Annotated in this window: 12 protein-coding genes; 4 read left to right on the plus strand and 8 right to left on the minus strand. The window is 69.4% G+C overall.

Annotated elements, in window-relative coordinates:
• Positions 1–6: 6 nt before the first annotated feature.
• Together ppk2 and DES44_RS00720 are read right to left on the minus strand one after the other, a co-directional pair.
• Positions 7–990 (minus strand): polyphosphate kinase 2, encoded by a 984-nt coding sequence (ppk2, locus tag DES44_RS00715; protein WP_083525877.1) that lies wholly within the window; start codon positions 988–990, stop codon positions 7–9.
• On the minus strand, positions 987–2414 hold the full coding sequence (locus DES44_RS00720; protein ID WP_083525876.1) for an MFS transporter: 1428 nt from the start codon (positions 2412–2414) through the stop codon (positions 987–989). The genes ppk2 and DES44_RS00720 overlap by 4 nt, the downstream gene beginning before the upstream one ends.
• 302 nt (positions 2415–2716) lie before the next feature.
• On the opposite strand from DES44_RS00720, the gene DES44_RS00725 reads away from it, so the two are divergent.
• A complete protein-coding gene (locus tag DES44_RS00725; protein WP_058936638.1) occupies positions 2717–4210 on the plus strand; it encodes an aminotransferase-like domain-containing protein in 1494 nt (497 codons plus the stop codon).
• Here DES44_RS00725 and DES44_RS00730 read toward each other — a convergent pair whose 3' ends face one another.
• Positions 4211–5149: a pyridoxal-phosphate dependent enzyme gene (locus DES44_RS00730; RefSeq protein WP_058936637.1), complete on the minus strand. Its 939-nt coding sequence runs from the start codon at positions 5147–5149 to the stop codon at positions 4211–4213.
• A 173-nt stretch (positions 5150–5322) separates the two neighbouring features.
• Between DES44_RS00730 and DES44_RS00735 the strand changes: the two genes are divergently transcribed.
• Together DES44_RS00735 and DES44_RS00740 are read left to right on the plus strand one after the other, a co-directional pair.
• The gene (locus tag DES44_RS00735; RefSeq protein WP_058936636.1) at positions 5323–6285 is read left to right on the plus strand and encodes a VTT domain-containing protein; all 963 of its coding nucleotides are present in this window, start codon (positions 5323–5325) and stop codon (positions 6283–6285) included.
• A gap of 90 nt (positions 6286–6375) precedes the next feature.
• Entirely contained in the window at positions 6376–6858 is a 483-nt protein-coding gene (locus DES44_RS00740; protein ID WP_233441626.1) for a 3'-5' exonuclease, read from the plus strand.
• Here DES44_RS00740 and DES44_RS00745 read toward each other — a convergent pair.
• From DES44_RS00745 to DES44_RS00760, 4 genes are all read right to left on the minus strand, one after another.
• Complete coding sequence (locus DES44_RS00745) at positions 6842–9469, minus strand: sensor domain-containing diguanylate cyclase (protein WP_058936634.1); 2628 nt, start codon at positions 9467–9469, stop codon at positions 6842–6844. The genes DES44_RS00740 and DES44_RS00745 overlap by 17 nt on opposite strands.
• Before the next feature lie 104 nt (positions 9470–9573).
• Positions 9574–9885: a cysteine-rich CWC family protein gene (locus DES44_RS00750; RefSeq protein ID WP_083525874.1), complete on the minus strand. Its 312-nt coding sequence runs from the start codon at positions 9883–9885 to the stop codon at positions 9574–9576.
• Position 9886: 1 nt separating this feature from the next.
• Positions 9887–11446 carry a malonate--CoA ligase gene (locus DES44_RS00755; protein WP_058936633.1) on the minus strand — a complete coding sequence of 520 codons (1560 nt, stop codon included), beginning with the start codon at positions 11444–11446 and terminating at the stop codon, positions 9887–9889.
• A gap of 14 nt (positions 11447–11460) precedes the next feature.
• On the minus strand, positions 11461–12474 hold the full coding sequence (locus DES44_RS00760) for a Bug family tripartite tricarboxylate transporter substrate binding protein (RefSeq protein WP_058936632.1): 1014 nt from the start codon (positions 12472–12474) through the stop codon (positions 11461–11463).
• Positions 12475–12960: 486 nt separating this feature from the next.
• Between DES44_RS00760 and DES44_RS25375 the strand changes: the two genes are divergently transcribed.
• Positions 12961–14331: a sigma 54-interacting transcriptional regulator gene (locus DES44_RS25375; RefSeq protein ID WP_058936631.1), complete on the plus strand. Its 1371-nt coding sequence runs from the start codon at positions 12961–12963 to the stop codon at positions 14329–14331.
• A 139-nt stretch (positions 14332–14470) separates the two neighbouring features.
• On the opposite strand, the gene DES44_RS00770 is transcribed toward DES44_RS25375, so the two are convergent.
• A complete protein-coding gene (locus tag DES44_RS00770; RefSeq protein ID WP_083525873.1) occupies positions 14471–14995 on the minus strand; it encodes a response regulator in 525 nt (174 codons plus the stop codon).
• Between the last annotated feature and the right edge of the window lie 67 nt (positions 14996–15062).

Genomic DNA, 15062 nt, shown 5'->3' on the forward strand with positions numbered 1-15062 from the left:
CTGAGCCTAGAACCGCTCCGGCACGAACATCTCCGGCGGCACGGGCTGCCGGGAGTAGTCCGCATGCCGCTCCCGCTCCGGCAGGCGCACCTCGGTGCGCTGCACTTCCTGGTAGTCGAAATGGTCCAGCAGATGCTGGATGCAGTTGAGCCGGGCGCGTTTCTTGTCGTCCGCGGCCACCACCCACCAGGGTGCTTCGGGGATGTGGGTGCGCTCCAGCATCAACTCCTTGGCCCGGGTGTAGTCCTCCCAGCGGCGGCGTGATTCCAGGTCCATCGGCGAGAGCTTCCACTGCTTCAGCGGGTCGTGGATGCGTCCGAGGAAGCGCAGGTGCTGTTCTTCATCGCTGATGGAGAACCAGTACTTGATCAGGCGAATGCCCGATCGCACCAGCATGCGTTCGAACTCGGGCACGGAGCGGAAGAATTCCTCCACCTCGTTCTCGGTGCAAAAGCCCATCACCCGTTCCACGCCGGCGCGGTTGTACCAGCTGCGGTCGAACAGCACGATCTCCCCAGCCGCAGGCAGGTGAGGCACATAACGCTGGAAGTACCACTGGGTGCGCTCGCGGTCGTTGGGGGCGGGCAGGGCCACCACGCGGCACACGCGCGGGTTGAGCCGCTGGGTGATGCGCTTGATGGCGCCGCCCTTGCCGGCCGCATCGCGACCCTCGAACAGGATCACCACCTTCTCACCGGTGTGCTGCACCCAGTCCTGCAGCTTGACCAGCTCGCGCTGCAGTCGGAATAGATGCTTGAAGTAGGACAGCCGATCGCTGTGCTCGTGGCCATTCACGTCCAGCGAGAGCAGGGCCTCGTCGACGGCGCGGTCTTCGATCTCGAGCTCCAGCTCTTCGTCATAGCCGTCCAGCAGGTCGCGGCGGATGCGGGCGACCAGGTCCCGGTCGTCGGACTTCCGCTGCGCAGCGGGTTGTTCTGACGCGCTGCTGGTCGGCTCCGCGCCCCGATCCTCTTTCGAACTCCCGCTCATGGTCCCGCCTTGGTCCTGGTGTGTGAAACGGCCGATGATTCAGGGGCCGGATGACGGTTTCGTGAAGCCGCTGGCACGGCAGCTGGACGACGGAAGGCCTGCGGATACTGACGCTCATACCAGCCCACTGCGTCCGCGGCGGACAGGCCCAGCAAGGTGCGCAGACCCGGCACGGCCAGCAGCAGCAGGCCGGCACCGAGGAAAGCGGCACCGTGCAGCGCGTAGACCGTTTCCACCCGCCACTGCAGGAGCATACCGCCGGCGAGCATCGGCGCGCCCGTGGCCGCCAGCGAGGCCACGGTGAGCTGTGCGGCCGCCATGCGCGAGCGGAAGTCTTCGGGGATGGCCAGTGAGCGCAGTGTCTGGCCGGTCAGTTGGGTGAGGGAGGTGCAGGCGCCCATGAGCGCCAGCAGGCCGGCCACCATCGCCGGATGCCGGCAGGCGGAGAGGGCGCCGATGCAAAGGCCGCACAAAGCCACGGCCGTCATCATGGCGCGGTGGCGCCCCAGGCGCTGAATCAATGCTTCGGCAACACCCAGCACACCGATCAGCACGCCCATGGCAAGCGCCGCCTGGCACAGCCCCAGCCATGCGGTCGAGGCGTGCAGGGCCTGCAGACGCAGGGGCAGCAGCAGCCCGACAGCGGGCCCGTAGAACAGCATCATCAGCGCACCGGAGAGCGTCCACCACCGGTCTACCCGCACCTGCCATTTGGCGCGCCAGCCTGCCCGGAGCAGATCGAGCCAGGGCGGCCGGCCCACATCAACGGTGCGGATCGCCGGCCCGCGCAGGGCGAGGCCGGCTGCTGCGCACAGGCCCGCGACGAACGCATGCAGGCACAGCGAGGCCTGCAGCGCGCCGCAGGCCAGGGCCAGTCCTGCCAGCAGCGGTCCGCTCAGGCTGCCAATGGCCTGCCAGCCCCGACGCAGGCGAATGGCCTGCGACAGATGCCCCGGCGCCACGAGATCCGGCAGCAAGGCCACCTGCGCGGGTTGGGTGACGGCCTGCGCCATGGCTGCCAGCGCGCCGGTGATGACCAGCATCTGCCAGCCCAGCACACCGGCGCAGGCGAGCAGGGCCTGAAGCAGCGCGATGAGCCCCAGGGCCAGGGATCCCCACCGGATCAGGCCTGGCTTGGCGAACCGGTCCCCCAGCGGCGACAGGACCGGCAGGCCCACCAGGGTGGTCAGGGCCAGCCACGCACTGAAGACCACCAGCGCGCCAGGCCCGCCCCGTTCCGCCAGCCAGGAGAGCGCCGCCGTGTGTCCCAGACCCATGGCGCAGCTGCTGAGCAGTTCGAGCGTCAGCAGCGACCGGGCGGGGCCCGGCAGCGAGCGGAAGGTGGCCGACTGGAGCCGTCCCAGGGGGAGTTGCAGCAGCCGCCGTAGTCGCAGTGGCAGTCGAAATCGAAGTAGGAGGAGCATCGCGCAGACCTGGGAGGCAAGGAGCTCGCACTCTAGGCAGCGATGCGCAACGGCGGCAGAGCCAGGCAGGGCCGTGTCGGATCGATACAGGGTCGCCGCCCCATGGGAGTAGATGCACCGCAGTGCAACCCACCTGCGGTCATGGTCGCCTCGAAGCGGGTCGGACCTGGGGGTGAAGCCGACTTGCGATGACCCTCGGCCTGATCCGGCCCTGTATCGATCTACGCCGCACCGCCCTGTATCGATCCAGGCGCCGCTCCGCGCGGTATCGTTGCGGACCTTTGAGCCACCGTCCTGCCCCCTTGCACCTCCCCGTTCCCCGTTCCGCCCCTGACGACGCCCCCGCCAAGTTCCGCTACCAGGCGCTGGCGGCGCATCTGGCGCAGGCGCTGCGGGATGGACGATTTCCGCCCGGCGCGCGGCTGCCCTCGGTGCGTGAGCTGTGCGAGACCCATGGCGCCAGCCTTTCCACCGTCACCCATGCCCTGCATCGCCTGGAGGATGCGGGCCTGATCGAAGCCCGTGCGAGGTTGGGATTCTTTTCCTGCGTGGCGCCCGATGGGGCGTCCGATGGGGCAGAAACGGGCGGGCCGCCGCCCACGTCGGTCACCCCGGAGGCCCTGGATACACGGCGGGAACGCCTCATGGCACTGGCGGCCCACCGCGACGGTCAGCTGTCACTGGGGCACCTGGGTCTGCCCGACGATCTCCTGCCGCTGGCCGCACTGCGCCGATGGACCCGCCACCATGTCCGCGACGACGCTGCCGCGCTGGCGCGTGGATGGGTGGGCGGTTCCGGTCGCCTGAAACAGCAACTGGCCCAGCGCCTGCGGCGTCGGGGATGCGAGGTGCAGGAGTCTGACCTCGTGGTCACCACGGGGGAGGGCGAAGCGCTGAGTCTGTGCCTGGAAGCGCTCACGCGTCCCGGCGATGCGGTGGCGGTGACCAGCCCGGTGCCGCTTCGTCTGCTGGAGCTGCTGCAGTCGCGGGGGCTGCGGGTCCTGGAGCTTGGGCTACCGTCCGCCGGGGTTGCTGCGGCTGCACCCACTGCGACCTCGCCCGTGGTGATCGACCTGGAATCACGCATCCAGACGGACCGCCCTGCCGTCTGCATCGTGGACCTGGCCACGTCCGCCCTGAACGGCATGGCCTGGGACGAAGCGGCCTGCCGCTCGCTGGTGGCGCTGTGCACGCGGCATGGGCTGCCCCTGATCGAATGCGACCTGCTGGGTGAGTTGACGCTGCGCCCTGACGCGCCGCCGCTGCTCAAGGCCCTGGACGAGGCCGATCGGGTGCTGCATTGCGGCAGCACCGCCTGCGTGACGGGCGTCGGCATGCAGGTGGGATGGGTGGCCAGCGGACGGCATCGGGTGCAACTGATGGCGGCGCGGGCGGTGCATGGCGAACTGCTGCCCGGACTGCACGACCAGGTGCTGGCGGATTTTCTGGGCAGCGAGGATGCTGATCGCCACCTGCGCCGACTCCGGCGCCAGTTGCTGCGACGAATCAGCGCTTGGACCGCAGCCGTGCTGGCGCACTTTCCCCCCGGCACGACGGTGCAGCGCAGCCACGCGGGGCATCAGCTCTGGGTGACGCTGCCGCAAGGGCTCAGTGCCCAGCGGCTTCTGGCCCAGTCCCGGCTGCATGGCATCAGCTTCGTGCCGGGCAGCGTGTTCACGCTGGGACGCGCTTATGACAGCGGCCTGCGACTCACCGCTGCCTGCGACCTCGATGCGACCCGCCGCGAAGCGCTTGCCCGGGTGGGCAGGCTGGCACGCGGCATGATGGCCCCTTGATCACCCCTTGATCGCGCCGCCGGACAACTCCCGGTCCCACTGCTGCAACTGCGACAGCGTCGCCGTTGCGCCGCCGCACACGATCACCAGCGCGTTCTTGAACGGCGCCAGCCGCTCGGGTTGGTCATACACCACCGCCAGCGCCGCACCGCAGGCCGGCTCCACCAGCACCCGATGGTCGTCCATGAAGCGCAGGCAGGCGCGCACGGCTTCGGCGTCCGACACCAGGGCGCTGCGGATGTCATGGGTCTGCGTCAGGGCGACGGCATGGTCGGCCACCCGCTTGGCGCCCAGCGATGTGGCGATGCTGGTGATGGCCGGCAGGCTGACCGGCTCGCCGGCGTCCATCGCCGCCTTCAGCGACGCGGCGCCGGTGGTTTCCGCGGCCAGCACCGGGATGTCCGCCAGGCCGTTGCGCACCAGCCCGGCCATCACGCCGGAGAGCAGCCCACCGCCGCCCACCGCCACCACCACCACGTCCGGCCGTAGCCCGCTGGCGACGACCTCGTCGATCATGCTGGCATGACCGTCCCACAGCAGCGGGTCGTCGAAGGGATGCACGAAGGCAGCGTCTGGGGTCAGCAGGCTCGTTGCCAGCTCATTCGCCTCCTGCCAGGTGCGGCCATGCACCCGCACGTCCGCGCCAAAGAGCGCCAGCAGCGACTTCGCCCGCTCGGTGGTGGTCTCCGGCACCACCACCAGCACCGGCAGACCCAGCCGCTGGCCGGCATAAGCCACCGCCAGTCCGGCATTGCCACCGCTGGAGCTGATGAAACGGCGAGCACCGCCGCGCGCATAGGTCTCGCAGGCGTGGCCCACCCCCCGGATCTTGAAGGAGCCCGGCACCTGCAGCGCCTCCATCTTGAGGTGGATGCGGGTGGCGCCCCCGGCCTTCAGGCTCAGGGACTCGATCAGCGGCGTGGGGGCGTGAAGGGGCACGGCGATGGGGTGGAAAGCGGTCGGGGAGCTTGAGTGTGCCACGCGTGGGGGCGGCCGTAGATCGGCGCGACACCCGGATGGGAGAGGCCGCCGCTCTTGCTTTCGCGCCTGTGCAACGCGGCGGATCGCCCCACCGGCGATGGGCCTGTCCGTCTGCCGCCACAATCACGCCCATGCGCGCCCTCATCGAATTGCTCATCCAGCACGACTTCCTGCTCATCTTCCTCGTGACGTTGGCCGCGCGCATTGGGGCCCCGTTGCCGGCAGCTCCGCTGCTGGTGGTGGCGGGCGGTCTGGCGGCGGCCGGGCGGCTGTCCGGCGTCAGCCTGGTGGTGTCGGCGGTGCTGGCGAACGTGCTGGGGGATGCCCTCTGGTTCGTGGCCGGCCGCATCCACGGGCATCGCGTGCTGCGCCTGCTCTGCCGCGTCTCCCTGTCCCCCGATGTGTGCGTGCGCCAGAGCGAAAGCCTGATTGCTCGCTGGGGCGGCAGTTCCCTGCTGGCGGCCAAGTTCCTGCCCGGCATCTCGGTGGTGGCGGCGCCGATGGCCGGGGCACTGGGCATGGGCTGGCGTCGCTTCATCGCCTATGACGCGGTGGCCGGGCTGGTGTGGACCCTGTGCTTCCTGGGCCTGGGCCTGGTCTTCAGCGACCAGATCCAGGATGTGCTGGACGTGCTGGCCAATGCCGGCAAGTGGGCTCTGGTCACGCTGGGCCTCCTGCTGGCGGTGGTGGTGGCCTGGCGCTGGTGGCGGCGTCGCAGCATGGCCCGTCAACAGGGCGAGATCGAACGCATCAGCGTGGAAGATGCCGCAGCGCTGCTGGACCAGGACATGACACCGGTCTTCATCGACGTGCGCAGCGACACTGGCCGCGCCGCCGACCCGCGCAGCCTGCCGCAGGCGCTGCACATCCCGCTGGCCCGTCTGGCGTCGAAGGCCGAAGAGCTGCCCAAGGACCGATTGCTGGTGCTCTACTGCAACTGCCCCAACGAGATCTCTGCCGTGACGGGCGCCCGTCAGCTGCAGGACCGCGGCCATGCCCGGGTGCTGGCACTGGAGGGCGGCCTGGATGCGTGGGAGGTGATCGAGCGCCGTCGCGCGGCGAGCGCTCCGCCGACCAGCGAATCCCTGGCCTGATTCCGCCCTGCCGACCGACGTCCCTCGTTTCGAGGAGGCCTTCCCCGCCCAGGCTGGCCCGGCACTTGCATACTGGGGGTCATGCAGTGCATGCCCACCATCCTGGATCTGGAAGCCTCCGGCTTCGGCCGCGGCAGTTACCCGATCGAGATCGGCTTCGTGCAAGGGCAGGGCCTGCCGTTCTGCTCGCTCATCCAGCCCGCGCCCGACTGGGACCATTGGGACCCGCAGGCGCAAGCGCTGCACGGCATCTCGCGGGAGCTGCTCCAGCGCCATGGTCGTCCGCGGGAGTGGGTGGCCCAGGAACTCAACAGCCGCCTGTCCGGCCAGACGGTCTACAGCGACAGCTGGGCCTACGACTACAGCTGGCTGGCCCGGCTGTATGACAGCGTCGGCATGCAGCCCGGCTTCAAGCTGGACGACCTGCGCCGCCTGCTCAGCGAGGACGAGGCCCTGCGCTTTGGCGACGTCAAGCAGCAGGTCCGCGCCGAGGTGCAACTGAGGCGGCACCGCGCCAGTGCCGATGCCAAGCTGCTGCAGCTCACGCTGATGCGGGTCAAGCAGCCGGCGTGACGTCGGAGGCGCACACACTGCCGCAGGCCTGACCCCGACCCGCCCGCTTGGCCCGGTAGAGCTGCGCATCCGCCTGGGTCACCAGCGCATTGATGTCCGCCTGCCGCGCCCACTGCACGCAGTAGCCGACGCTGGTGCCGATGTGCAGCTCCAGAGCGCCGATGCGAAACGGCATGCTCAGCGCGTGGACCAGCTTGTCCGCCACCACCTGCGCGTCCTCGACCTTGGCCACATGGTGCAGGAACACCGCGAACTCGTCCCCGCCCAGCCGCGCCACCAGGTCCTGCGGACGCAGCGCATGGCGCAGGCGTCCGGCGACCGCCTTGAGCAGCGCATCGCCGACCGGATGGCCGTACTGGTCATTCACTGGCTTGAAGCGGTCCAGGTCCAGGTAGAGCAGCGCCACCAGCTCCCCGCGGTCCCGTGCCCGCTCCAGGGCGGTGTCGATATGGCTGGCAAAGCCGGCGCGGTTGAGCAGCTCGGTGAGCGGGTCGGTGTTGGAGGCTTTCAGCAGGCGGATCTGCTCCTCCTTGGTGTCGGTCACGTCCCGTCCCACGCCATAGGCGCCGATCGGCTGTCCGGTCTCGCCCAGCAGCGGCCCGTAACTCCATTCGATGTAGCGCGGCGCACCGCGGTCCTGCGCGGCCTCGTCCCGCCATTCCTCGACGCTGGTCTCGCCTTTCAGGGCCCGTTCAATCTGGAGCCGTGCCAGTGCATAGCGCTGCTCGCCCAGCAGTTGCTCGGCGGTCCACCCCTCCCAGGCTCGCGGCGCCAGCCCCAGGTTCTGTTCCATCGTGCGGTTGCAGAAGATCACCCGCTGCTCGGTGTCCACCGCCAGCACTTCCACGGCGCTGCTGTGGGCCAGTGCGCTCATCACCGCCTGGCTGCGCTCACGCTCCCGCTCCACCGCCAGTTCATCGGTGATGTCGCGCAGCATCCAGGAGAAGTTGCGAACGGTCGCCTTCTCGTCGCGGTGCAGGATCAGCGTGCAGTCCACCGGCAGTTCCCCGCCGGAGCGCATGCGCACCGCCCAGCGGCCATGCCAGTGCCCATCCCGCATCACCGCCGGCAGGATCTCCCGCTCGAAACGCTCGCCGCCGTCCACGAAGAACTGGCGCTGGTGCAGGTCCTTGGGCGGCGTGTCCCGGTCCATGCCCAGGCGCCTGCGCACGGCCGGATTGAGGTAGACGATGTGCCCCTGCGGCGAGGTCTGCACGATGTAATCGGGCGAGCTGTCGATGATGGCGCTGAGCATGCGCGTTGCTTCCTGCTGGCGCGCCGGCTCGGTCACGTCCAGCACGGTGCCGGCATAAGCGACGATGCGGCCATGGACCCGCATCGGCCGGGTGCGCACGGCCAGCACCATCTCGGTGCCATCGGAGCGCCGGAAATGCCGCAGCCGGTCCATGGCCTGGCCCTCCGCCACGCGTTTCATCCAGTCCTGCCGCGCGGGCTCGCGTTCCTGCACCGGCAGGCGTTCCAGCCAGCCCCAGGCCAGGTGCGCCCGGTCCAGTTCCATCAGCTGCAGGTAGGTCTCGTTGGCATAGACGGTGCGACCGTCCAGCGTCGCCCGGAACAGGCCCATCGGGGACGCATCCGCCGTCGCCTGGCGCTCGGCCTCCGCCAGGCGGGCGCGTGACTGAACTCGGGTGAACCAGAGCATCAGGCCGATGGCCGTCAGGCTCACCAGCAGCGAAAAGCCCAGCACCGCCCGCCGCTGCACCAGATAGCCGCCCAGCACCCGGTCTTCTTCCAGCGACACGAAGATCCGCAGCGGGAAGCTTCGCAGTGTCTGGTAGGCCACCACCCGGTCCTTGCCGTCCAGGGAGGCCTCGCCGATCTCGAAACGTCCGCCCGGCGGGGCACTGGCCGGCAGCTTGCGGTCGGGGCGATCCTGCACCACGTTGCGGCCGAGCAGCTCCGGCACCTCCGGCACGCGGGCCAGCGCGAGTCCGTCCTCTCGCTCCAGAAAAATCGCCTGTCCTGGACGCTGCAGGCGTGCCCGGTAGAGCTTGAGCACCATGTCCAGATCGATCAGCGCCACCGCGGCCTGGAACTGGCCGCGGTCGCCGCTCAGCCGGGTGGACAGCGGCAGCACCAGGCGCGCGCCCGGGCGCAAGCGCAGCGGCCCGCCGACCACCACCGTCTGGGCACGCACGTCCTTGAGTTCCTGCAGGAAGCTGTCGGGACCCAGCTCCACCAGGGGCGTTGAGCCCGACGGGATGCGCCACAGCCGCCCATCGGTGTGCGCCAGCATGAAGTCGGTGACGCCGCGGGAGCCTTCCCGCAAGGTGTCGGCCAGCAGGCTGACGGTGGCGTCCCGGCCTTCTTCCTTGGTGCGCCGCGTCAGCAGCAGCAGGTCCATGGTGCGCAGGTTGCCTTCGGCCTCCCGCAGCAGGGCGTCGGTTTCGCCGGCGGCGTTGTCGGCCGTGCTCTGCAGTTCCGACTGCACGTCCTGGATCAGCGAGCGCGGATAGATCAGCGAGAACCAGCCCACCAGGCTCCACAACACCACCAGCACCAGCCCCAGGGACAGGAACGGCCCCAGCACCAGCAGTCGCTGGGCCAGCGGGGCGGCTTCCGAAGACCGGTTGGGCACGGCGGAGGGCATGCGGCGATTCTCCCCGTCCCGGGCGCGGCGTCATAGCCCGATGCTGTGGGGGAGACCACGACTATTTCTCGACTCGGGCGCCAGCGGTGGCGCGGCACAGCGCTTCAGTCCGGCGTCAGGTCCTCGGCGGCCGTGGGGCGTTCAGAGCCTTGGGACAGTTGCGAGAGGCAGCGCAGGCACAGGCACTGGCCGGGATAGTCCCGGCTCAGCTGGGCCTTGAGCGCATCGGTGAGGCGCAGGCCGAAACAGGCGCAGTGACCGTCCGCCACGCCGCAGTGGAAGCCGCCGCCGCAGCGCGGGCAGGCGCTGTTGTCCAGCCCGGCGGCATCGGTCGCGGCGCCTGCGGCATCGGCTGAGCCTGCGCCATCCACTGCGCCTGCGGCTTCCGCGGCTCCTGAGGCGCCCGCTTCGCGCATCTCAGGCAAAGGTCTTCCCCAACTGCTCCCGCAGCACGTTCTTCTGGACCTTGCCCATCGCATTGCGAGGCAGCTCCGTCTGGATGAAGATGTGCTTGGGCACCTTGAAGTTGGCAATGCGGTCCTTCAGCGCCGCGATCAGCACCTCGCCCTGCAGGCTGGCACCGGCCCGTGGCACGACGACGGCAATCACGCCTTCACCGAAGTCCGGATGCGGCACGCCGATCACGGCCGATTCCGCCACGCCCGGCAGTTCGTTGAGCCACCCTTCGACCTCCGCCGGGTAGACGTTGTAGCCACCGGAGATGATCAGGTCCTTGCTCCGACCGACGATGGTGACGTAGCCCCTGGCGTCAGCGCGTCCGACATCGCCGGTCTTGAACCAGCCGTCGGCGGTGAATTCCTCGCGGGTCTTCTCCGGCATGCGCCAGTAGCCGCCGAAGACATTGGGGCCCTGGACCTGGATATGGCCAATGTCCCCGGGTCCGCAGGGCTGACCCGCGTCGTCGAGGATGCGAAGGCCGACGCCCGGCAACGGACGTCCCACCGTGCCGCCCACCCGGTCGCCGTCGTCCGGGCGGTAGGGGTTGGAGGTCAGCATCACGGTTTCGCTCATGCCGTAGCGCTCCAGGATGGTGTGTCCGGTGCGCTGCTGCCAGGCCTGGAAGGTGTCGATCAGCAGCGGCGCGGACCCGCTGATGAACAGCCGCATGCCGGCACAGGCCTGCCGCGTCAGCCCGCTTTGCTCCAGCAGGCGCACGTAGAGCGTGGGCACGCCCATGAAGATCGTGGCCTCGGCCAGGCGGCCGACCACCGCCGCCGGATCGAACCGGTTGAACCACAGCATGCGGGCGCCCGCCAGCAAGGCCCCGTGCGACGCCACGAACAGACCGTGCACATGGAAGATCGGCAAGGCGTGGATCAGCACGTCTTCCGTGCTCCAGCCCCAGTACCGGTCCAGCACCTGCGCGTTGGACAGCAGGTTGCCGTGGCTCAGCATGGCCCCCTTGCTGCGCCCGGTGGTGCCGCTGGTGTAGAGGATGGCGGCCAGGTCGTCCGCCTGGCGCGGCACTGTCTCGAAGACGTCGCTCATCTGCAGCGCCCGGTCCAGCAGGGTGCCGGTGCGGTCGTCATTCAAGCTGAAGACCCAGGGCACGCCCGACTGGAAGGCCAGCTTGCTGACCCAGCCGAAGTTCTTGCCGGCACACACCACCACCGCCGGCTCGGCATTGCCGATGAAGTACTCGAGCTCGGCGGCCTGGTAGGCATTGTTCAGCGGCAGGTAGACATGCCCGGCGCGCAGCACCGCCAGGTACAGCATGAGCGCTTCCACGCTCTTGTCCACCTGCACGGCGATGCGGCTGGCCGGGGGCAGGTCCAGTGAGGCCAGCAGATTGGCCATCATGGCGGTGGCGCGGTCCAGGTCACGCCAGGTGTAGCGCTGGCCGATGTCCGGTCCGTCGGCGCATTCAATGGCCCAGCGGTCCAGGTCTTGCGGGAAGGAGGCCCGCAGGGCCTCGAACAGGTTGGCGCTGCGGCGGGAAGCGGAAGAAGTGCTCATGACCCCCATTGTCCTCAGTCCAGCTTCGCTCCGCTGGTCTTGACGACCTCGGCCCAGCGCAGGATTTCTCCATGGACGAACTTGCCGAAGGCGTCCCCGTACAGGTTGGGCGTGTCGGTGCCCAGGCCGTTCCAGATGGCGCGCAGCTCTTCGGTCGCGAAGGCCTTCTTCAGCTCGGCCTGCATCGCGGTGATGACGTCCTTGGGCGTGCCCTTGGGCGCCCACAGTCCGTACCAGGTGGCCACCTGGTAGTTGGGGATGCCGGCCTCCACCGCCGACGGAATGTCGGGGAAACCGGGCGCCCGCTTGGCCGCGCCCACGGCCAGGGCCTTGATGCGACCGCTCTTGATGTGGGTGGCGGACGAGGCCAGGCCGTCGAACATGAGGTCCACCTGGCCGGCGATCAGGTCCTGCAGGGCCGGCCCGGCGCCGCGGTAGGGGATGTGGGTGATGAAGGTCTTGGTCTGGATCTTGAACAGCTCCCCCGCCAGATGGTGGGAGGTGCCGTTGCCGGCCGAGCCGTAGTTCAGCTTGCCCGGGTTCTTGCGCAGCAGGTCCAGCAGGCCGGCCACATCCTTGACTGGCACCTTCGACGGATTCACCACGATGACCTGCGGCACGCTGGACAGCAGGCCCACCGGAATGAAGTCCTCCTCCAGCCGGTAGTCCAGTTTCGGATACATGGCCGGGGCGATGGCATGGTGCACCGCGCCCATGAAGAAGCTGTAGCCGTCCGGCGACGCCTTGGAGGCCAGCGTCGCGCCGACGGTGCCGCCCGCGCCGCCCTTGTTGTCGATGATGAACTGGCGGCCGGTCTGCTTGGTCAATTGGGCGCACAGGGGTCGCGCAAAGGTGTCGGTGCCGCCGCCGGCCGGGAAGGGCACGACCCAGGTCACCGGCTTGTTCGGCCAGCCGGGTTCGGCGCGGGCCAGGCCCGGCCAGCCCGCCGACCCGGCCAGCAGGCCCAGGGACGTACCGGCCGCCTGACGCAGGACCTGGCGGCGTGAACGGGCTTGATCTTCAGTCATGACATGTCTCCATCGTGGTCATTGGGGCGCGCCGCGTGAGCGGGGGCGCATGGGCTGGCCGTGGACCGCGAAGCAGGGGTCGTCACGGGCCGGGATGTGGGTGGGAATGTGGGTGGGGATGACAGGCAGGTGGTCACTGCTCGTGGGCAGGCGATGTCCCCACGGGTGAAGTCTTCGCGGGGGGCGTCGATGCTGTCCAGCGCATAGAGGTCATCGAAGTCAACAAGGTCATCAAGGTGAGGGACCATCAGACCATGCGACTGTTTCATGCCCTTGACCGACCGGTCTGCGGCGGGCCGCCACCCGCCACTGGCGTGTTGCGCGCGAGGAAGTCCAGGAACCAACCATGGCGCGGGTTATAGAGCGATTTGGGTCGCTTGTGGCTGCTCCCTAACCCGCACTCCGTTCCGCCCGCACGCTGCTACATTGGCCTGAAAAGCTGCCCGAGACGAGGCAGTGGGTCCTGAGCGCCCACCAGGAGACATCATGAACGAGAAGCCCAGGGATTCGGACAGTCCGGCGCCCCGGTCGCGGCTGGCCGCAGATCCGTCCGTCGAGCCCTTGATGGACCGGCTGGCCTGTCTGCAGGCCGAGCTCGACGACACCCGGCGGCAACTCGCGCTGGCCCAGCGCCTGCAGCGCCGACCGGAGCATCGCATCATCGACTTCGTGGGCAGCAGCCCGCTGGCGCAGGAGGTCAAGCGCCAGGCCCGGCGGGTGGCCCAATCCGACGCGCCGGTGCTGCTGATGGGCGAGCCGGGCACTGGCAAATCACTGCTGGCCCATGCCATTCATGCCGCCTCCCGCCGCGCGGCCCAGCCGCTGGTGACGGTGCGGGTGTCCGCGGTGCCGGCAGCGCTGCTGGACGAGGAGTTGTTTGGACCGTCGCCAGACCGGGCCCCGCGGGCAGACGACAGCTTCGCGGGACGCTTGCAACTGGCGGACGGCGGCACGCTGTTCCTCGATGAGATTGGCGACCTGCCGCTGGCCCTGCAGGCCAAGCTGCTGCATGTGCTGCGTTCGCAGGAGATGCCGATGCCGGGCGGTTGGACGTCGCGGACGGTGAATGTGCGGCTGATTGCCTCCACCCGCAGGGATCTGGCCGACATGGTGCGGCGCGGATGCTTCCGGGCCGACCTGTATTACGGCCTGCATGTGCTGCCGATCCGGGTGCCACCGCTGCGGGAGCGGATCGAGGACATCGAGGCGCTGGTGGAGGTGCTGCTGGAAGACCTGGCCCGCCGGGGCGGCCTGCCGCCCAAGTCCCTGGGCGCTTCGGCGCTGGCAGCCCTGCAGCGGCGTCGCTGGCCCGGGAATGTGCGGGAGCTGCGGGATCTGCTGGAGCAGGCGTTTCTGGCGGGCAGCAGTCCGGTGCTGACGGCGGCGGATCTGGCCCCGCTGATGGCGGCGGCGACGGTCGTGGCGGACGCCCGTTCGGGGCCGACGGCCGCGGCCATGGAGGTCGGTGAGCGGCCTGCGGTCGCCATGCCCGCCGGGTCTGGCAACGTGGGTGAGGCCTGGCTGCCGACGCAGGGCCGCTCCGGCGCCGAGGCCGGTGCTGCGTTGCGGGTGGGCCCGTGGACGCCCGGCTCGATGGCAGCCCTTCCGCTCAGCCCACGAAGGCCGGAGGAGCCGTCGCGCGTCGATCCTGTTCAGTCGGCCCTTCCGTCCGAGGACGCCGCTGCGCCCGCGACGCTGTCGGCCCGCAAGGCGCAATTGGAGCGGGAGGCCATTGCCAACGCGCTGCGCCGGACCAAAGGCAACCGGGTGGCGGCCGCGCGGCTGCTGGCCATCTCACGGGCCACGCTCTACGAGAAACTGGCCCGCTGGCCGGAGCTGGGGCGGCGGAGCGATTGAGGGAGCGAGCGATTGGACGACTGAGCGACCGTGCGCCCGAGCGACCCACCGAGCGATTGAGCGATCGAACGATTGATGCAGGCGCGCAAACGCAAGCGCATGCAAGCCAAGCCTGCCCGAGGTGCGCGCAGCGCTGCGCTCAGTCGTTGAGCTGAGGCAAGTCCAGCCAGCGTGCCAGGCGACGGCGCAAGGTCAGGAAGTCCAGCGGCTTGGTCAGATGCTCGTCCATGCCTGCCTTCAGACTGTCCGCCACGTCGCTGTCCAGCGCATGGGCCGTCAGGGCCAGGATGGGGAAACGGGGCAGCCGCCCCTGGGCCTGCTGCTCACGCAGGCGGCGGGCACATTCCAGTCCGTCCATGCCCGGCATCTGGATGTCCATCAGCACCAGGCTCGGCGCTTCCCGCTCACACAGGTCCAGCGCTTCCTGGCCGTTGCGGGCCAGTTGCGTCTTCAGGCCCATCAGCGCCAGGAATTCGAGCGCCACCACCTGGTTGATCGGGTTGTCCTCGACCAGCAACACAAAGCTCTCTCCGGGCTCAGGGCGCTGACCGGAGGTGCTGGCATCCGCCGCCGGGCCGGAAACGGGGCTGGCGGAAGGCGAGGCGTCAGACGCCATCAAGACCAACGAGGTCTCGGGAAAAAGATGGCCGTCGTGTCTGTCCATGTGTTGTAGCCCCTGTCATCCATGACCTGGGGTAATCCCTGATAGGTGCCGCCAAAGTTGCCAAAAC

It is taken from the genome of Roseateles depolymerans (assembly GCF_003387155.1).
Classification (GTDB): Bacteria; Pseudomonadota; Gammaproteobacteria; order Burkholderiales; family Burkholderiaceae_C; genus Roseateles; species Roseateles depolymerans.